Here is an 18,318-nt window from a genome sequence, read left to right on the forward strand (position 1 = left end):
CCGCAAAGACTGCCGATAAGAACTTGTCATATTGCTGATCGCCATGGCTTGGGCATCGCAGTCACGGGGTTTTCTTGGTGTCGGTGACAATCTGAAACAATTTGCAAGTTCTGGCCCGACAATGCCAGTCGTTCAAAGTGGAGAGGGATTCATGAGTCTGTTGGAAATGATGCGGGGCTTCACCATCCGCACGCGCATGCTGGGCGCCATTGGTGTGGTGATGGTGTTGCTGAGTCTGCTGGGGGGCGCCGGGATGTTGGGCATGTTCCGCATCCAGGACATGAGCCAGGAGTTTCTGAGCAACGCCTTTGTCAAATCGGGCCATATGGCGCAGTTGCGCACCGAGCTGGGTGGCATCCGTTCCAGCGAGAAGGACATGGTCATCCAGTACGAAAAGCCCGAAGAGGTGCGCAAGGCCTATCAGCAATGGGTCATGTTCATCGACAAATCCAAGGTGACATTGGGCAAGTTTGTGACCGACCAGAACGCGCAGGACGCACAGCTGACCAAGAGCATCATTGGGCACATCGACGCTTATCGAAAGCTCTTCGAACCTGTTGCGCGCCAGCTTGAAGCCGGTGGCTATGACTCGGCCACCACGGCCAACCGCATGAGCGGCAAGGCTCTGGCCGAAGTCATGGAGGCCGACAAGCTGCTGGCGCAGCTGGACAACTTGCTGCGTGAGCAGGCCAATGCACTGGCCGCAGCCGAGCGCGACGTGGCCGACCAGACACGCTGGATGTTTGTGGCGGCCGTGATCCTGGCGCTGGTGGTGGTGATTCCGCTGACTTTGCTGAACATGCTGTCCATCTGCCGTCCGCTTGAAGTGGCCCGCCAGATGGCACTGACGATTGCCGGCGGCGATCTGTCGCACAGGGCCGAGGTCAGCGGCAAGGATGAGCTGACGGATCTGCAGCGTGCGCTGGACCAGATGCAGCAATCGCTGAGCACCACGGTGGCCCAGGTGCGCGATGCCAGCGGCAATATCGCCACGGCCAGCCAGGAAATTGCCACGGGCAATCAGGATCTGTCGGCCCGCACCGAACAGACTGCCAGCAATCTGCAGGAAACCGTCGCGTCGCTGGCTCAGCTGACGGCCACGGTGCAGCAGACCGCATCGTCGTCGCAGCTGGCCAACCAGCTGGCAGCCTCGGCCTCTTCGACGGCCGTGCAGGGCGGCGAGATCGTCGGCCAGGCCGTCAACAGCATGCAGGAGATTTCGGCCTCCAGCCGCAAGATCGGCGACATCATCGGCCTGATTGATTCCATTGCTTTCCAGACCAATATCCTGGCGCTGAATGCCGCTGTGGAAGCGGCCCGTGCCGGCGAGCAGGGCCGTGGTTTTGCCGTGGTGGCGGCCGAGGTGCGCAGCCTTGCCCAGCGTTCGGCCCAGGCCGCCAACGAGATCAAGTCCTTGATCAACACCAGCGTGCAGACCGTGGACGTGGGCGCGCGCCAGGTGGAGAGCGCAGGCAAGGCCATGCAGGAGACCGTGGACAGCGCACAGCGTGTGGGCGACATCATCGGCGAGATTACGGCGGCGTCCAGCGAGCAGTCGCTGGGCATCGGCCAGGTCAATCAGGCCGTGGGTGATATCGACCGCATGACCCAGCAGAATGCGGCCCTGGTGGAAGAGTCTGCCGCCGCCGCAGAATCGCTGCGCGAGCAGGCGGCGCGACTGGCACAGCTGGTCAGCCAGTTCAAGCTGGCGGGCGGCGCGATGCATGCAGTCATGCGCAGCCCCAGAGGCGCAGCCCATCCCGGCATGGCACCGTCGGTGCCTGCATCCGCTCAGACTGCTTTGCCTGGTCAGAAGGCGCAATTGCTGGAACATGCCTGAGCCCCGAGCGGCTCATTCCTGAGCGGCTCGTTCCATGAAAAAAGCCCGGTTGCAGTGATGCACCGGGCTTTCGCTTTTTATTCGACAGGCTCCAGCCAAATCAGAGAAAGGACTGGAGGCTTGATGGATTGAAGTTACTGGCTGGCAACCGAGGGGTAGTCGGTATAACCATCGGCACCGCCCCCGTAGAAACGTTCGCTGTTCCAGGCATTGAGCGGCAGATCGTCGCGCAGACGATGTACCAGATCGGGGTTGGAGATATAGGCCTTGCCGAAGGCCACGACATCGGCATAGCCGCTTTCCACAGCGCGCGCGGCCAGCTGGCGGTCATAGCCGTTGTTGACCATCCAGGCTCCCTTGCCGCCTGCAGAGCGATAGGCCTGCTTGAGTGCCTGGTAGTCGAAGGGACGATCCGCCAGCTCGCGCGGACCGCCTGTTGCGCCTTCGATCACATGGATATAGGACAGGCCCAGCGGGGCGAGCTGGCGCACCAGATATTCGAACAGCACCTGCGGGTTTTCGTCCACGATGTCATTGGCGGGTGTGACCGGCGAGATGCGGATGCCGACCTTGCCGGCACCGATGGCATCGGCCACAGCGCGCACGCATTCCAGCACCAGACGGGCGCGGTTCTCGATGCTGCCGCCGTAGTCGTCGCTGCGCTGGTTGGTGCCGGTCTTGAGGAATTGATCGAGCAGATAGCCGTTGGCTGCATGCAGCTCCACGCCATCGAAGCCCGCCGACTGTACGGCTTCGCGCGCGGCGGTGGCGAAACTGTGAACAATGCCCGGCAGCTCCTGCTGCCGGAGTGCGCGCGGTGCCGAGGTGGCGACAAACTGGCCTTGCCCCGTCTGCTTGTCGATCACATAGGTCTTGGAGCGGGCCGTCAGCGCGGAGGGCGCGACCGGGGACTGGCTGTCTGGCTGCAGCACGTTGTGGGAGATGCGACCCACATGCCAGAGCTGGGTGACGATGCGGCCACCCTTGGCATGCACGGCATCGGTGACTTTTTTCCAGGCCCGCAGTTGCTCTTCGTCATAAAGACCGGGCACATCGGCATAGCCTTGTCCCTGGTGGCTGATGGCCGTGCCTTCGCTGATCAGCAGACCGGCGGAGGCGCGCTGGACGTAGTAGGTCTGCATCAGCGGCGTGGGTATCGCGTCGGGGGCGCGGTTGCGCGTCAGCGGTGCCATGGCAATGCGGTTGGGCAGACGCAGGCTGCCTGCTTCAATCGGTTCGAACAATGAGGTCATGCAGAACTCCAGATGAAAAAAGCTCGGTGGGTACCGAGCTTTTGAGTTTGCATGGATGTCGAAAAACTTACTTGAGCAAGCCCTCTGCCTTCATGGCAGCCTGCACTGCGGGGCGCGCCAGAATGCGCTCGCGATAAGCCTGAAGGTGCTGGAGTTCAGAGATGTCCAGGCCCACAAATTGGGCCCAGCCTGTGACCGTGAAAAAGTAGGCATCGGCCACGGTGAACTGATCGCCCATCAGATAGGACTTGTTGGCGAGCTGCTCGTTGACCCAGCTCAGGCGCTTGAACAGATTGCCGAGCAGCACAGGCTTGAAGTCTTCGGGCGTTGCGGGGCTGAACAAGGGGCTGAAGCCCTTGTGCACCTCGGTACTGATGAAGTTCAGCCATTCCTGAAGGTGGTAGCGGGCCACGGTGCCGTTGGCCGGCGCCAGGTTCTTTTCGGGGGCCAGGTCGGCGAGGTACTGAACAATGGCCGGACCTTCGTGCAAGGTGTCGCCGTTGTCCAGCACCAGAAAGGGCACATAACCCAGCGGATTGATGCCGTAGTAATCCGTTCCGTCCTGGAGCTTGTGGCTCTTGGTGCTGACCATCACGGTTTCATGCGGCAGGCCTGCTTCATGCAGCACGATGTGCGGAGACATGGAGCAAGCGCCGGGGCTGTAGTAAAGCTTCATGGTGAGTGGCTCTCTATGCAATGAAAAGACAAGCGCCCATGCTAAACCGGTTGCACTTCATATGCATGCGCAGCCGGCAGAAGTCCGGATCGGAGAGGAGATTGCTCAGCCCAGGCGCCCTGCAGCCCACAGCACCTGCTGCACAAGAGCCTCCATGCCTTGCTGGTTCTGTGTACGCAGCAGATGACCCTGGGCATCGAAAGCCTCTGCAGCATGGCTCACGGCATGGCTGCGCGGTGCTACCCAGCATTCCAGATTCAATAGCAGCGCTGCGAGGTGAGACTGGGCTCTCAGGCCGCCTAGACCTCCAGGCGAGGCACTGGCCATGCCGACGACCTTGTTGCGAAAGGGCAGGACGCCATCAGACCACTGTGCATCGCCCTTGACCGGGCTGGAGGCCCAGTCAATCGCGTTCTTGAGCAGGGCAGGGTAGCTGCCGTTGTACTCGGGGCTGCAGACAATCCAGGCTGCATGGCTGTGCATGGCCTGCTTGAGGCGAATGACGTCGGCAGGCGTTCCCTGAGCTTCTAGGTCGGCGTTGTAGAGCGGAATGTCGTAGTCCGACAATTCCAGCAGGCTGGGCTGTGCGCCCTGTTGTTCCGCGATGGAGGCTGCCACCTTGGCCAGCTTGCGGTTGTATGAGTCCTGGCGGGTACTGCCCGCAAAAATGAGAATTTGCATGCAGTGATTGCAGCACAGAGCGATTGCATTTTTCATGCATAGACGGGGCTATCAGGGCAAACATCTAGGCTGGGCTTCAGGCCGCCATGTTTCACGTGAAACCCCCCTGGCAAGGCATTGTTGCGCCAATGGTGGGAAAATTGCAGGTTCCCCAGCAGGGCTGGACATGGCGCGAGAACATGTCCGCCTGCCGTGAGAGCCGAGGCATGGTTGCTTCGTGCAGGGGCAAGGGCCGGGCTTGGCCCGGAGCAGGAATATGTTGTACCCACAGGAATTTGATGTGATCGTGGTCGGTGGCGGCCACGCCGGCACCGAGGCTGCGTTGGCCGCTGCGCGCATGGGCAGCAAGACATTGCTGCTGACCCACAATATCGAAACCCTGGGGCAGATGAGCTGCAACCCCAGCATCGGCGGTATCGGCAAGGGCCATCTGGTCAAGGAGGTCGATGCCCTGGGCGGCGCCATGGCCCTGGCGACAGACAAGGGCGGCATCCAGTTCCGCATCCTGAACAGCTCCAAGGGCCCGGCCGTACGCGCCACGCGCGCCCAGGCCGACCGCATTCTGTACAAGGCCGCGATTCGCGAGATGCTGGAAAACCAGCCCAATCTCTGGCTCTTTCAGCAGGCCGTGGATGACCTGATGGTGGAGGGCGACCGCGTGGTAGGTGCCGTCACCCAGGTGGGTCTCAAGTTCCGCAGCCGCACCGTGGTGCTGACGGCGGGCACCTTCCTCGATGGCAAGATTCACGTGGGCCTGAACAACTATGCAGCAGGCCGTGCCGGCGATCCTCCGGCCGTGAGCCTGTCGGCACGCCTGAAGGAACTCAAGCTGCCACAGGGGCGCCTGAAGACCGGCACGCCCCCCCGCATCGACGGCCGCAGCATCGATTTCAGCCAGTGCGAGGAACAGCCCGGCGACGGCATGCCTGGCGGCGTGAACGAGGGTGAAGTGCCTGTATTCAGCTTCATGGGCAACCGTGCCATGCATCCCCGGCAGATGCCTTGCTGGATCACGCACACCAATGCGCGCACGCACGAGATCATCCGCAGCGGCTTTGACCGCAGTCCCATGTTCACCGGCAAGATCGAGGGTGTAGGTCCGCGTTACTGTCCCAGCGTGGAAGACAAGATCAACCGTTTTGCGGACAAGGAAAGCCATCAGATCTTTCTGGAGCCCGAAGGCCTGACCACGCACGAGTTCTACCCCAACGGGATCTCCACCAGCCTGCCGTTCGACATCCAGTACGAACTGGTGCGCAGCATGAAGGGTCTGGAGAACGCCCATATCCTGCGTCCCGGCTATGCCATCGAGTACGACTATTTCGATCCCCGCTCGCTCAAGAGCAGTTTCGAGACCAAGCAAATTCAAGGTCTGTTCTTTGCGGGTCAGATCAATGGCACGACCGGCTATGAAGAGGCGGCCGCCCAGGGCCTGTTCGCCGGCTTGAACGCAGCGCTGCAGTGCCGTGGCGAAGGCCCCTGGATGCCGCGTCGTGACGAAGCCTATCTGGGCGTGCTGGTCGACGATCTGATCACCAAGGGCGTGACCGAGCCCTATCGCATGTTCACCAGCCGCGCCGAGTTCCGCCTGCAACTGCGTGAAGACAATGCCGATATGCGCCTGACCGAAGCGGGCCGCCAGATGGGGCTGGTCGACGATGCGCGCTGGGATTCCTTCAGCCGCAAGCGCGATGCTGTTTCACGTGAAACAGAGCGCCTCAAGTCCACCTGGGTGAACCCGCGCGTTGTGGCAGCGGAAGAGTCAGAGCGCGTGCTGGGCAAGGCCATGGAGCGCGAATACAACCTGTTCGATCTGCTGCGTCGCCCGGGTGTGGACTACGACAAGCTCATGGGCATGAACCAGGGCCGGTATGCATCTGCCGATGTGCAGCCCGAGGCTCTGGGTGAACTCAGCGCTCCAGTGATCGAGCAGGTGGAGATTGCCGCCAAGTACTCTGGCTATATCGACCGCCAGAAGGATGAAGTCGAACGCGCTGCACATTTCGAGCGCCTGCGCCTGCCGCTGGACTTCGACTACATGCAGGTGGCGGCGCTGTCCTTCGAGGTGCGCCAGAAGCTGCAAAAGCACAGGCCCGAAACCCTGGGTCAGGCTTCGCGTATTTCGGGAGTGACGCCTGCCGCCATCTCGCTGCTCATGGTGCATCTGAAAAAAGGCGGCTTCAAGGGCTTTGCCAATCAGAACGAAGAGGCTTCCGCATGAGTCAGGTTTTGCGTACCCAACTGGAGCAGGGCGTTCAGGCACTGAAGCTGGAACTGGCTCCGGCGCAGATCGATCTGCTGATGTCCTTCATGGATCTGCTGCAGAAATGGAACAAGGTCTACAACCTGACGTCGGTGCGTGATCCCCAGGAGATGCTGACGCATCACCTGCTCGACAGCCTGGCCGCCGTGCCCGCCTTGCTGCGGCATGTGAGCCGCCTGCCGCTGGAGGAAGGCAAGCGCCTGCCGCTGCTGGACGTGGGCTCCGGCGGTGGTCTGCCCGGTGTGGTGTTTGCCATCTGCTGCCCGCAGATCGATGTGAACTGCGTGGATACCGTGGGCAAGAAGGCCGCTTTCATCCAGCAGGTGGCTGCAGCCTTGCGCCTGTCCAATCTGCGCGGCATTCATGACCGGGTGGAAAACCTCAAGACCCGGTATCCGGTCATCAGCTGCCGCGCCTTTGCGTCCTTGGTGGACTTCACCACCTGGTCGCGCAAGGCTCTGGCCGAGGATGGCATCTGGTTTGCCATGAAGGGCAAGCACCCTGATGAGGAAATTGCTGCGCTGCCTGCCGATGTGAAGGTGTTTCACGTGGAACCATTACAGGTTCCCGGCCTGGATGCCGAGCGCTGCGTGATCTGGTTGAAACTGGCTTCTTGAGCGGTAAAGCTTGGTCGGGCACTTTGTTTCCAAGGGGAGCAAAGTGCCTTTTTACATACTGTGTCAGGCAACATCTGTGCAATGCAGATGCGTCGGTCACGGCCCTCGCATAAACTTGCTGTTTTCCATCGCGCAGGGTTTGAATGTTTGGCATCTCTGATTACGGCGCTTTTGCAGCCGCCGTTACCGTCTTCTTGCTGATCCCTGGACCAGGCAATCTGGCCTTGATTACCTCCACGGGCAAGGGCGGATGGAGAGCCGGTGTCGCCTGCTGTCTGGGTGTGATGGCTGCCGACCAGGTGCTGATGTGGCTGGCTGTAGCCGGCGTGGCTGCGGTGCTGGCAGCCTATCCGGCAGCCTTCCATGCCGTGCAATGGGTGGGGGCGGCCTATCTGGCCTGGCTGGGCTACAAGCTGCTCACGGCCAAGCCTGGCGATGCGCCGGCCATTGAAATCCAGCCGCGCCAGTATTTCCGCCAGGGTGCTTTGATCACCCTGATGAACCCCAAGGCCATCGTGTTCTACATGGCCTTCTTTCCCATGTTCGTGGACCCGGCCCGGCATCAGGGCGTCATCACCTTTGGTGTGATGGCAGCCACGGTGGCAGCAATTACCTTTATCTACAGCGTCATCGTGGTGATGCTGACCACGGTGCTGGCAGAGCGCTTGCGTGCCAACCCGGCCGTGGTGAAGTGGCTGGAAAAAACAGCCGGTGTGTTTCTGATCGGTTTTGGCCTCAAGCTGGCCGCCAACTAAAAGAGAAGTTCAATGGCCAAAATTTTCTGCGTTGCCAATCAAAAGGGTGGAGTGGGCAAGACCACGACCACGGTCAATCTTGCAGCCGGTCTGGCCAAGGTCGGCCAGCGTGTGTTGCTGATCGACCTGGACCCGCAGGGCAATGCCACCATGGGCTCCGGCGTGGACAAGCGCGCGCTGGAGTTGACGGTCTACGATGTGCTGCTGGAAAACGCCAGCGTCAAGGAAGTGGCCCAGAAGTCCGAGCAAGTCGGCTATGACGTGCTGGGCGCCAACCGCGAGCTGTCGGGAGCCGAGATCGAGCTGGTCTCGCTGGAGCGCCGCAACGAGCGCCTCAAGACCGCTCTGCAGGCCGTGGCCGCCGACTACGACTTCGTGCTGATCGATTGCCCGCCTTCGCTTTCCATGCTGACTCTGAACGGTCTGTGCTCGGCGCATGGCGTGATCGTGCCCATGCAGTGCGAGTACTTTGCACTGGAAGGCCTGACCGATCTGGTCAACACCATCAAGCAGGTGCATGCCAATATGAATCCCGACCTGCAGATCATCGGTCTGCTGCGCGTGATGTTCGATCCGCGCACCACGCTGCAGCAGCAGGTCAGCGACCAGCTCAAGGAGCATTTCGGCGACAAGGTGTTCGATACCGTGATTCCGCGCAATGTGCGCCTGGCCGAAGCCCCCAGCTACGGCCTGCCCGGCGTGGTGTTCGATGCCTCGGCCAAGGGCAGCAAGGCCTTTGTCGAGTTCGCCGAAGAGATGGTGCGCCGCATCAAGAAAATGTGAGTGTTTCACGTGAAACAGCTCCCAGTCTCCCATCCAGCCATCGCCAACCGTCATGACCTCTGAAGCACTGAACCCGCAGCATGTCTGGCTGCTGCCCGGCTGGCAGAACTCCGATCCCGGCCATTGGCAGAGTCTGTGGCAGGACCGGTATGGCTACCAGCGGCTGGAGCAGCATAGCTGGCAGCATCCGCTGCGCGGCGACTGGAGCATTCGCCTGCAGGAAACCGTGCTCGACGCTCCGGCTCCCGTCACCCTGGTGGCGCACAGCCTGGGCTGCGTGCTGGTGTCCTGGTGGGCGGCACATTCTCAGGTTGCCAGGAGCAAGGTGCGCGCAGCTTTGCTGGTGGCACCCGGCGACACCGAGCAGGAGAGTCTGCGCGGCGTCCTGCCGGGCTGGTCGCCCGTGCTGCTGCAAAAGCTGCCCTTCCCGTCGATACTGGTGGGCAGCGAGAACGACCCCAATTGCTCTGTAGCGCGCGCGCAGGCCATGGCACAGGGCTGGGGCAGCCGCTTCGTGAATGCGGGCGCCGCAGGCCATATCAACACGGCCAGCGGACTGGGACTGTGGGAAGCCGGGCATGAGCTGCTGCTCTCCCTTTAAAGAAAGAATTCAGCAATGGTGACTAAGAAACCCAAGGGCCTGGGACGAGGTCTGGAAGCCCTGCTGGGCCCCAAGGTCAGTGAAGCAGAGCAGGTCGCTGCGAGCGGGCAGCAGGCCAATCTGCCGAGCAGCCTGGCGCTCAATGTGATGGTGGCCGGCCAGTACCAGCCGCGCACCCGCATGGACGAAGGTGCCTTGTATGAGCTGGCCGAGAGCATCAAGGCCCAGGGCATCATGCAGCCGATTCTGGTGCGCCAGCTCTCCAGGGGCGACAACGCCGGCAAGTACGAAATCATTGCCGGCGAGCGGCGCTTCCGTGCCGCGCATATCGCGGGTCTGTCCGAGGTTCCGGTGCTGGTGCGCGAAGTGCCCGACGAGGCCGCTGCGGCCATGGCGCTGATCGAGAACATTCAGCGCGAAGACCTGAATCCGCTTGAAGAGGCGCAGGGGCTGGCCCGCCTGGTCAAGGAGTTCGGCCTGACCCACGAGCAGACCGCGCAGGCCGTGGGCCGCTCGCGCAGCGCCGCCACCAATCTGCTGCGTCTGCTGAATCTGGCCGAGCCCGTGCAGACCATGCTGATGGCCGGCGATATCGACATGGGCCATGCACGAGCACTGCTGACGCTGGACCGAGCCACCCAGATCACGGCAGGCAACCAGATCGCAGCCAAGAAGATGTCGGTGCGCGAGGCCGAGTCGCTGGTCAAGAAGATCGGTGCCGAGTTCAATCTGACGCGCCAGAAAGCCAAGAAGGATGGCAAGTCGCGCGACGTGAAACGCATCGAGGAAGAGCTGTCCGACCTGCTCACGGCCGATGTAGAGGTGCGCATCAAGAAGACCGTGCGTCGCCACGGCAAGCAGCAGGAAATGGGCGAGATCGCCATCCAGTTCGGCTCGCTGGAGGAGCTCAACGGCATCATCGAAAAGCTGCGTGGCGAAGTCTGAGTGCCTTACCACACCAAGGCTGATTCTGCGGCAATGGACGCCGCAGGATCTGCCGGAGTTTGCCGCGCTCAATGCGGACACGCAAGTCATGCGCTACTTCCCCAACGTGCTGGACAGACAGGCCAGCGATGCCCTGGCCGCCAAGGCCGAGGCTCTGATTGCCGAGCGTGGCTGGGGATTCTGGGTTGCGCAAGATAGAGCCACCGGGCACTTGGCAGGAATGATTGGCTTGCACACTCCCGCAGCAGAGCTACCGTTTTCACCCTGCGTGGAAGTGGGCTGGCGGCTGGCCCGGCCATACTGGGGCAAAGGTCTGGCGACAGAGGGCGCAAGAGCCGCGCTGGATTTTGCGTGGAATGAGCTGCAGCTGGATGAAGTTGTGGCGTTCACGGCGGTGCCGAACAAACCCTCACAGGCCGTAATGCAGCGCCTGGGAATGCAGCCCGATGCGCAGACATTCATGCACCCTGATCTGCCATCCGGCCACGCGCTTGCTGAGCACTGTCTCTACCGTATTCGCCGCAGCTGATGCTGCAAAAAAGGGCATCCATCTGGATGCCCTTTTTTGATTCCGGAGCGGTGTTCTAACTGCGATAGCCGGGGTCGATTCTGTCGAGCTTGCGCAGCAGGGCGGGCCAGGCAAACTGGCCGCCCATGCCGCCGGTCTGTACCTTCATGGCATGGGCGATGCCTTGCAGAATCTGCGGGTCGACCTCGGTGAGTTCGGCGCCGCCGGACTGGGCAGAGATCTGGATCTGACAGGCGGACTCGAAGACGTACATGGACAGAAAGGCGTCGGCAATCGTGGGGCCGCAGGTCAGCAGACCGTGGTTGCGCAGCATGAGGAAGTTGGCCTCGCCCATGTCGGCCAGCAGGCGCGGCTTCTCGTCCTCGCGAAAGGCCACGCCTTCGTAGACGTGATAGGCCAGGGACCCCAGGACAAACGTGCTTTGCTGGCTGATGGGCAGCAGACCTTGCTTCTGGGCCGCAACGGCCACGCCGGCACGCGTGTGGGTGTGGATCACGCATTGCGCATCGGCGCGAGCCTCGTGCACGGCGCTGTGGATGACGAAGCCGGCCGGGTTCACGGGGAAGGGCGAGTCCATGAGCTTGTTGCAGCCCAGGTCCACCTTGATCAGCGAGGATGCCGTGATCTCGTCAAACATCAGCCCGTAGGGGTTGATGAGAAAGTGATGTCCGGGGCCCGGCAGCCGTGCGCTGATGTGGGTGAAGACCAGATCGCTCCAGCCGTACAGCGCCACCAGCCGGTAGCAGGCGGCCAGATCCACGCGCAGCTGCCACTCTTCGGGGCTGACCAGATGCTGCACGCTGGGGATGTTCAAGGGCTCTTGGCTCACGGGCGACTCTCCTTCATCGTTGATGAGATGAATGTAGAGACTCGCGCGCCAGCGGTCTGTTGGCTAGGCGACAGAAGTTTGGAAATACGGATTACGCCAATTCAGATCAGGCAGGGTGTGCTCTCGATGGAAATGACGGCTGTGTCTTCCTGTTCGCGTAAGTAGCTGGAAATAAAAAAGGAGCTTGCAGCGCAAGCTCCTTTTGATTTTCAGATCGCTTCTGTACGAAAACTGAAGCAAATCAAGCGAAAGCAGCTATCAAAACCGCTTACTTGATCTGGCCGCGCGATAGGTCCTGGATCATGCGGGCGGCCAGATACAGGCGCGGTGCGATGGTGTTGATCTGCACGTATTCGGCATCGTTGGAATGCGCGCCATAGCCCGACAGGCCGAAGCCCTCGATCACGCCGCCCTTGGCCTTGAGGGCCGCGAAAGCCGCATCCGTGCCGCCACCCGTGGCCTTGTCCATGACCTTCATCGGCAGCTTCAGTTCCTGCTCATAAATGCCCTGGGCATGGGCGGCCAGCTTGCGCGCCGTGGCATTGGCTTCCAGCGGTGGGCGGCGCACTTCGAATTTCAGTTCCACCTTGCTGGCGGGGAGCAGCTTGTTGCCGATCTTGTCCTGCATGGCTTTTTCCAGCGCCGTGAAGTCGGCCACGCGCAGCGCGCGGGCATCGGCCTGGGCCGTGGCTTCGGCGGGAACCACATTGCGGTTGGTGCCGGCCTTGGACACCGTCCAGTTGAGCTTGAGGCCGTCCTGGGGCTGGGACAGATCCTTCATCTGCAGCAACTGATGCGACATCTCGTACAGCGCATTCACGCCGTCTTCGGGCTTGGCGCCCGCATGAGATGCCTTGCCCGTGACCTTGAGGTAGGCAGCGCCGATGCCGCTGGTGGCCAGGCGCAGGCTGCCGTCGGTGCCGCCGCCTTCAAAGCTGAACACGGCGTCCTGCTCGGCCCCCAGGCGGGTGATGGTGCTGCGTGCTCCGGGCGAGCTGATTTCCTCGTCGCCGTTGATCAGCACGGTCAGCGTACCGTAGTCCTCGATGCCCAGCTTCTTGAGCAGGGGCACGATATGCATGATCAGGGCCACACCCTGCTTGTCGTCGGCAATGCCCAGGCCATAGGCCTTGTCGCCGTCGATGCGAAAGGGCTGGTCCTTGAGCATGCCGGGCAGATAGACGGTGTCCATATGCGCAATCAGCATGATGCGGCTGCTGCCCTTGCCCTTAAATTCGGCATGCACCATGGGGCCGACTTTCTCGGGCGTGTCATCGAGGCGGTAGATGTCGCTGGGCTCGATCACCTCGACCTTGCCGCCCTGCGCGCGCAGCTTGCCGGCGATGTACTCGGCGATCTTCTTCACGCCCGCCACATCCTTGCTGCCGGACTCGATGTGCACCAGATCGCGCAGCGTATCCAGATAGGGCTGCTGCTCCTTTTTCGCATGCTCCAGCCATTCGGCCTGAGGGGCAGCCTGGGCAGAGCCGAAGGCCAGCACCAGGGCCAGGGGCAGGGCGCGCAGCAAAGGGGCAGAGGGCGTGTTCCAACGCATAGAAATTCTCCTTGGGGGGGCGGGCCGCTCCCGGATAGGGCCGCGGCAGGAAAGCGGCGTGATGCGCCGCTGAGGGAATTCAGCTTAGCAGCGGTGTTTGCGGCCTCCGGGCTGCCGACCTAGGGATAAATACCAGGGTAACTTGATCTCTCGCGCCGACAAAAAAGCCCTGCAGCTTGCGCGGGCAGGGCTTGGTGGGTTGCGCCGTTTGCTCAGGCCGCCGCCAGATGGGCCTTGGTCTTCTTGCTCACACCGTCGCCGACGATGACGGCCGAGACCACAGACAGTACAAGCGCAATTGCCGAGCCATAGAACACTGCGTTGGTCATCTGGTGGTCCAGCATGTAGCCGAAGACCGGCGCCGCCAGGCAAAAGCCCAGATCCAGGCCCGAATACACCGTGCCGTAGACGCGGCCCGTGGCGCCGGGGGGCGCTGCGCGCTTGATCAGCATGTCGCGCGAGGGGCCGGCCAGGCCCGTGCCCAGACCGGCGACTGAGGCCACGACCACCGCCACCATGCCGGGCAGCCAGCCCGTTCCGACGACAAACAGCAACAGGCCCGAGCCCAGCATGCAGATGGAGATCACCTTCTCCAGCCGCTGCACGCGGCCGACCAGAAAGCCGCCCACCACCATGCCCGCAGCGCCGCACAGCATATAGCCGGTGACGATCAGCGCCGTCACGGACAGCGGCAGGCCGTACATGGATTGCAGGGCCGGGCTGGCAAAGCTCTGGATGGCGCTGAGCGCGCAGGTGCTCCAGAAGAAGAAGGAAAAGCACAGCCACACCGATGGCAGCTTCATGAAGGCCATGGGGTGTTCCTGGGGCGTGGCAACAGTACCGGCGGCGGGCTTGGCGGCCGCGCCGGCGGCTTCGGCACGGTCGTCGAGCGCGTCGCGGTTGAAGACCATGATGGCCAGCACCACGGCGGCACAGATGGCGCCGCACAGGCAGGCCAGACGCCAGGAGCCCGTGGCCGTGGTGATGCCGGCCATGAACAGCGGCGCCAGCGCCCAGCCGATATTGCCCGACAGGCCATGCACCGAGAACGCATGGCCTATGCGCTGCTGCGACACGCGCTTGTTGAGGATGGTGAAGTCCACGGGGTGGAAAGGCGCATTGCCCAGGCCCGCAAAAAAGGCTGCGGCCAGCAGCATGCTGTAGCCTTGGGCCGTGCTTGCAATCAGGCCGGCCACGACAAAGCTGCCGAGGGCGGCAAACAGGATGGGACGGGCACCAAAGCGGTCTACCGCAAAGCCGGCCAGCGCCTGGCCGGTGCCGGAGACGATGAAGAACAGCGAGACCATGACGCTGAGCTCGGCATAGCTGTAGCCGAATTCCTGGATCAGCCAGGGGAACAGCGGCGGCAGCAGCAGGTGGAAGAAGTGCGACGAGCCATGGGCCAGGCCGATGAGGCCGATGGTGCGCGCATCACTGCGCAGTGTCTCTGGCGCCTGGTTTTGAGGTGTTGTGGAGGCAGGGCGGTTCATATGTCGCATCTTAGGCAGACTGCTCGCGTCTTGTATGCGATAGTCTGCCAATTGCTATCGCAAGCCAGCCAAACCATCATGTCCAGCCTCCACGACCCCGAGCCCCTGCGTGCAGGCAAGGCCACCGCCTATGTGGAGACGCTGACACCCCATCTCTACATACCCACGGCACAGCGTCCGGTGCGTGCCAAATGCCGCTGGCTGGAGGCCGACACCCAGGTCAAGCCGCACCGTCATCCCTGGGGGCAGCTGGCCATCTCCACCACAGGCACCATACGCCTGACGGTAGCGCAGGGCACCTATATCGTGCCGCCCTCGCGCGTGCTGTGGGTGCCGCCGGGCATGGAGCATGCCGTGACCATGGTGGAAAGCGCCGATCTGCGCACCTTGTACTTCTATCAGACGCAGGGGCGTTGCGGCCCCGATGTGGCCCCCGGCGAAGAGGCGGCCTGGCGCCAGTGCCGGGTGCTCAATGCCTCGGATCTGCTGCGCGCCGTGGTGCGCGAGCTGCCCACGCTGCCCGATGACAGCCAGCAACTGTGCGAGCAGGACAGGGCACGCGAGCACCATCTGAGCCAGCTGCTGCTCGACGAGCTGCGCCGTGCCAGTGCCGTGCAGCTGGGCGTGAACCTGCCCCAGGACAAGCGCTTGCGCCAGCTCTGCGAGGCCGTGCTAGCCGATCCCACGCGCAACGAAACGCTGGAGGACTGGGCACGCGATACCGGGGCCAGTCCGCGCACGGTGGCGCGACTGTTTCGCCAGCAACTGGAATGCAGTTTTACCCAGTGGCGCCAGCAGGTGGTGCTGGCCCATGCCGTCAGCTTGGCAGCGCGCAACTGGCCGATTCAGCGCATTGCGGCCGAGCTGGACTACAGTCCCAGCGCCTTCAGCGCCATGGTGCGCCGCACGGTGGGTATGCCTCCGGCACAATTTTTCGGCATGCATGCGCAAAATGTATAGCTGCTAGCGCTTTGTGCAAAAGGTCTTTAGGCTGTTTTTGTTATTTTGAGGGGCGGAGCCTCAAACAATATTTGCAGCGGCATGGAATGAAAGCTGCAAACCTGCGCTCTTTAGCACCATGATCTTCTCCGCCGAGTCGCGCTACAACCAGTGGGTGCGCGAGCACTACCGCTTTTTGCTGCGCAGCGCCTGGGCGCTGACGGGCTCTCGCGCCACGGCCGAGGATGTGGTGCAGGATTGCTTCACCAGCGCCTGGCGCTTTCGCCACCAGCTGCGCGACCAGAGCATGGCCAGGGCCTGGCTGTTCCAGATCATGCGCCGCCATGTCTTCAGGCACTTCGATCCTGTGCAATCGCAGACCGAATCTCTGGATGAAGCCTGCGAGCAGGGCGTGAATCATCACGATGCACTCGATGCGCAACTGGACGTGGTCAAGGCGTTGAGCCGCATTGCCCCCATCCATCGTGAAGTGCTGGTGCTTTACTACTTTGACGACATGCCCACGGCCCAGATGGCCGAGGCGCTGGATATTGCACCAGGCACCGTGCTCTCTCGCCTGGCGCGGGCACGTGAAGCGCTCAAGACGGCACTGCAGGAGCCGGCGCGCCATCCCGCCGGTGCCGCCACTGAATCTTCCGCAGCTGCCAGCGTGATACCGCTGAGAAAGCGCGCACCATGAAACACCAAGACCGCCCCGAAGACACCGATTTCGACCTGCGTGCCCGTGCCGAGCTGGCGCTGGCTTTCGAGCCCGGCGAGCCGCCGGCCCATTTGCTGCGCCACACGCCATGGCATGCCCGTCGTGGCCTGCAGGTGCTGTGTGCCGCAGTGATCGTCGGCAGCGTCGCTGCGGGCAGCGTGCTGAGCCTGCGCCCGCCGCAGATGGTGCGCTCGGCCATCGAGCATGAGTATTACGAGCGCACGCTGCGTGGTCAGTTCATCCCGGAGGCCGAGATTGCCAGGCATATGGACTGGCCTGTCGACCAGAAGCTGCCTGGTTATACCCAGCTCATGCGACCCTGCGACATCGACGGCAGTCGCGCCTATCACCTGACCACTTTCTTTGAAAAAGGCGGCATCGTTACCGTGCTGGCCTTCGAGCAGCCCCAGCGGATGGCCGACGGCCAGGGCTGGTGGGCCAACAGCTACTGGAAGGTGGTGCGTTCGAGAGAAGGCCGCCCGCTGGTGCTGATCGCACAGAAGAAACAGGCTCTGGCCGTGGCATCGCGCGCTCTGGGTGCCCCTGAGAAAGTCGATGGCTGAACCGGATTTTTCGCTCTGATCATTCACCAAAATTACCGAGGAGACCCCATGCAACAACCCACCTCTCTGCCACGTCGCCGCCTGCTCGCCGGTAGCGCCAGCGCGCTGGCTGCAGCCGGTCTGGCAAGCTTCCAGAGCCAGGCCATGGCACAGGCCGCTGCACCCGCAGCCAAGCCTCTACCCGGCTATGCCGGCTTCAAGAATGCCGATGCCGTGATCGTGCACAGCTCCACCACCATCGAGACCAAGCGCAGCGCGTTTGGCTCCAGCGTGGTCACGCCCACCAACCAGCTCTATGTGCGCAACAACCTGCCCACGCCTTCCGAGTCCATCGTGGCCGATCGCGATGCATGGGCGGTGCAGATTGATGGCGTGAAGAAGCCCGCCAAGCTGACCGTTGGCGAGCTCAAGAAGCTGGGCCTGGAAACTGTGACCATGGTGCTGCAATGCTCGGGCAATGGCCGCGCCTTCTTCCCCACCAAGCCCAGCGGCACGCAATGGACCGTAGGCGCTGCAGGCTGCGTGGTCTGGAGCGGCGTGCCAGTGCGCGAGGTGGTCAAGGCCCTGGGCGGCGTGGCCGACGGCATGGTCTACATGACGGGAACGGGCGGAGAGGTGCTGCCCGCAGGCCTCGATCCCAAGAGCGTGCTGGTGGAGCGTTCCGTGCCTCTGTCGGCCATGGAGGACGCGCTGCTGGCCTGGGAGATGAACGGCGAGCCCGTGCCTCTGGCCCATGGCGGCCCGCTGCGTCTGATCGTGCCCGGCTACACCGGCGTGAACAACATCAAGTACATCAAGCAGCTGGCCTTTACCGTCAAGGAAAGCGAAGCGCACATCATGTCCCACGGCTACCGCATCTCGCCCCCCGGCAGCAAGGGCGACCCCAGCCAGCCTTCGGTGCAGGAAATGAGCGTCAAGTCCTGGATCAACAGCCCCATCCCCGAAGACGGCAACCAGGCCTCTGGCCTGGTGCAGATTCAGGGCGTGGCCTTCGGCGGCATGAACGCCGTCAAGGGGGTGGAAGTCTCCATCGACGGCGGCAAGACCTGGAAGCAGGCTCGCCTGATTGGCCCCGATATGGGCAAGTACGCCTGGCGCCAGTTCGTGCTGCAGGCACAGCTGCCCAAGGGTACCTACACCCTGGCCAGCCGCGCTACCGACGTCAAGGGCAATGTGCAGCCCGAAACGCGTGGTGAAAACCAGAGCGGCTACAACAACACCAGCTGGGCCGACCACGCCGTGACTGTCACTGTGGCCTGAGTGTCGCAATCACTGCCC

The 18,318-nt window shown here is 62.6% G+C and carries 18 protein-coding genes; 12 read left to right on the forward strand and 6 right to left on the reverse strand.

Going from position 1 to position 18,318, the window contains the following annotated elements:
• Positions 1-151 precede the first annotated feature (151 nt).
• On the forward strand, positions 152-1,840 hold the full coding sequence (locus tag MPZ60_RS00160; protein ID WP_242881944.1) for a methyl-accepting chemotaxis protein: 1,689 nt from the start codon (positions 152-154) through the stop codon (positions 1,838-1,840).
• Between the two features lie 134 nt (positions 1,841-1,974).
• Here the strand turns inward: MPZ60_RS00160 and MPZ60_RS00165 are convergent, their stop codons facing one another.
• From MPZ60_RS00165 to MPZ60_RS00175, 3 genes are all read right to left on the reverse strand, one after another.
• Positions 1,975-3,093: an alkene reductase gene (locus tag MPZ60_RS00165; protein ID WP_034351153.1), complete on the reverse strand. Its 1,119-nt coding sequence runs from the start codon at positions 3,091-3,093 to the stop codon at positions 1,975-1,977.
• 67 nt (positions 3,094-3,160) lie between these two features.
• On the reverse strand, positions 3,161-3,769 hold the full coding sequence (gene gstA, locus MPZ60_RS00170; RefSeq protein ID WP_003065291.1) for a glutathione transferase GstA: 609 nt from the start codon (positions 3,767-3,769) through the stop codon (positions 3,161-3,163).
• A gap of 105 nt (positions 3,770-3,874) precedes the next feature.
• Positions 3,875-4,450, reverse strand: coding sequence for an NADPH-dependent FMN reductase (locus MPZ60_RS00175; protein WP_034351157.1), 576 nt, complete (start codon positions 4,448-4,450; stop codon positions 3,875-3,877).
• Between the two features lie 256 nt (positions 4,451-4,706).
• Between MPZ60_RS00175 and mnmG the strand changes: the two genes are divergently transcribed.
• The 7 genes from mnmG (at position 4,707) to MPZ60_RS00210 (ending at position 10,943) form a co-directional block, all read left to right on the forward strand.
• The gene (mnmG, locus tag MPZ60_RS00180; protein WP_034351159.1) at positions 4,707-6,671 is read left to right on the forward strand and encodes a tRNA uridine-5-carboxymethylaminomethyl(34) synthesis enzyme MnmG; all 1,965 of its coding nucleotides are present in this window, start codon (positions 4,707-4,709) and stop codon (positions 6,669-6,671) included.
• The gene (gene rsmG, locus MPZ60_RS00185) at positions 6,668-7,330 is read left to right on the forward strand and encodes a 16S rRNA (guanine(527)-N(7))-methyltransferase RsmG (protein ID WP_034351162.1); all 663 of its coding nucleotides are present in this window, start codon (positions 6,668-6,670) and stop codon (positions 7,328-7,330) included. Before mnmG ends, rsmG begins: the two co-directional genes overlap by 4 nt.
• Positions 7,331-7,473: 143 nt before the next feature.
• Positions 7,474-8,085, forward strand: a complete 612-nt coding sequence (locus tag MPZ60_RS00190) for a LysE family translocator (RefSeq protein ID WP_034351164.1) — start codon at positions 7,474-7,476, stop codon at positions 8,083-8,085.
• A gap of 12 nt (positions 8,086-8,097) precedes the next feature.
• Positions 8,098-8,868, forward strand: coding sequence for a ParA family protein (locus tag MPZ60_RS00195; protein ID WP_003059963.1), 771 nt, complete (start codon positions 8,098-8,100; stop codon positions 8,866-8,868).
• Between the two features lie 52 nt (positions 8,869-8,920).
• The gene (locus tag MPZ60_RS00200; RefSeq protein WP_034351167.1) at positions 8,921-9,469 is read left to right on the forward strand and encodes an alpha/beta hydrolase; all 549 of its coding nucleotides are present in this window, start codon (positions 8,921-8,923) and stop codon (positions 9,467-9,469) included.
• Positions 9,470-9,484: 15 nt separating this feature from the next.
• Positions 9,485-10,414: a ParB/RepB/Spo0J family partition protein gene (locus tag MPZ60_RS00205; RefSeq protein ID WP_012836560.1), complete on the forward strand. Its 930-nt coding sequence runs from the start codon at positions 9,485-9,487 to the stop codon at positions 10,412-10,414.
• On the forward strand, positions 10,401-10,943 hold the full coding sequence (locus tag MPZ60_RS00210) for a GNAT family N-acetyltransferase (protein WP_034351171.1): 543 nt from the start codon (positions 10,401-10,403) through the stop codon (positions 10,941-10,943). The genes MPZ60_RS00205 and MPZ60_RS00210 overlap by 14 nt, the downstream gene beginning before the upstream one ends.
• A gap of 55 nt (positions 10,944-10,998) precedes the next feature.
• Here the strand turns inward: MPZ60_RS00210 and MPZ60_RS00215 are convergent, their stop codons facing one another.
• The 3 genes from MPZ60_RS00215 to MPZ60_RS00225 form a co-directional block, all read right to left on the reverse strand.
• Entirely contained in the window at positions 10,999-11,772 is a 774-nt protein-coding gene (locus MPZ60_RS00215) for a class II aldolase/adducin family protein (RefSeq protein ID WP_034351173.1), read from the reverse strand.
• A 268-nt stretch (positions 11,773-12,040) separates the two neighbouring features.
• Complete coding sequence (locus MPZ60_RS00220; RefSeq protein WP_034351176.1) at positions 12,041-13,327, reverse strand: M20/M25/M40 family metallo-hydrolase; 1,287 nt, start codon at positions 13,325-13,327, stop codon at positions 12,041-12,043.
• Positions 13,328-13,539: 212 nt separating this feature from the next.
• Positions 13,540-14,817, reverse strand: a complete 1,278-nt coding sequence (locus MPZ60_RS00225; RefSeq protein ID WP_034351179.1) for an MFS transporter — start codon at positions 14,815-14,817, stop codon at positions 13,540-13,542.
• Between the two features lie 78 nt (positions 14,818-14,895).
• On the opposite strand from MPZ60_RS00225, the gene MPZ60_RS00230 reads away from it, so the two are divergent.
• From MPZ60_RS00230 to MPZ60_RS00245, 4 genes are all read left to right on the forward strand, one after another.
• Positions 14,896-15,777: a helix-turn-helix domain-containing protein gene (locus MPZ60_RS00230; protein WP_034351559.1), complete on the forward strand. Its 882-nt coding sequence runs from the start codon at positions 14,896-14,898 to the stop codon at positions 15,775-15,777.
• A gap of 118 nt (positions 15,778-15,895) precedes the next feature.
• Entirely contained in the window at positions 15,896-16,456 is a 561-nt protein-coding gene (locus MPZ60_RS00235) for an RNA polymerase sigma factor (RefSeq protein ID WP_034351180.1), read from the forward strand.
• On the forward strand, positions 16,453-17,040 hold the full coding sequence (locus MPZ60_RS00240) for a hypothetical protein (protein WP_034351184.1): 588 nt from the start codon (positions 16,453-16,455) through the stop codon (positions 17,038-17,040). Before MPZ60_RS00235 ends, MPZ60_RS00240 begins: the two co-directional genes overlap by 4 nt.
• A gap of 48 nt (positions 17,041-17,088) precedes the next feature.
• Entirely contained in the window at positions 17,089-18,300 is a 1,212-nt protein-coding gene (locus MPZ60_RS00245) for a sulfite oxidase (protein ID WP_003065262.1), read from the forward strand.
• Positions 18,301-18,318: the final 18 nt, after the last annotated feature.

This window comes from Comamonas sp. 7D-2 (assembly GCF_022749555.1).
Lineage (GTDB): Bacteria > Pseudomonadota > Gammaproteobacteria > Burkholderiales > Burkholderiaceae_C > Comamonas > Comamonas thiooxydans.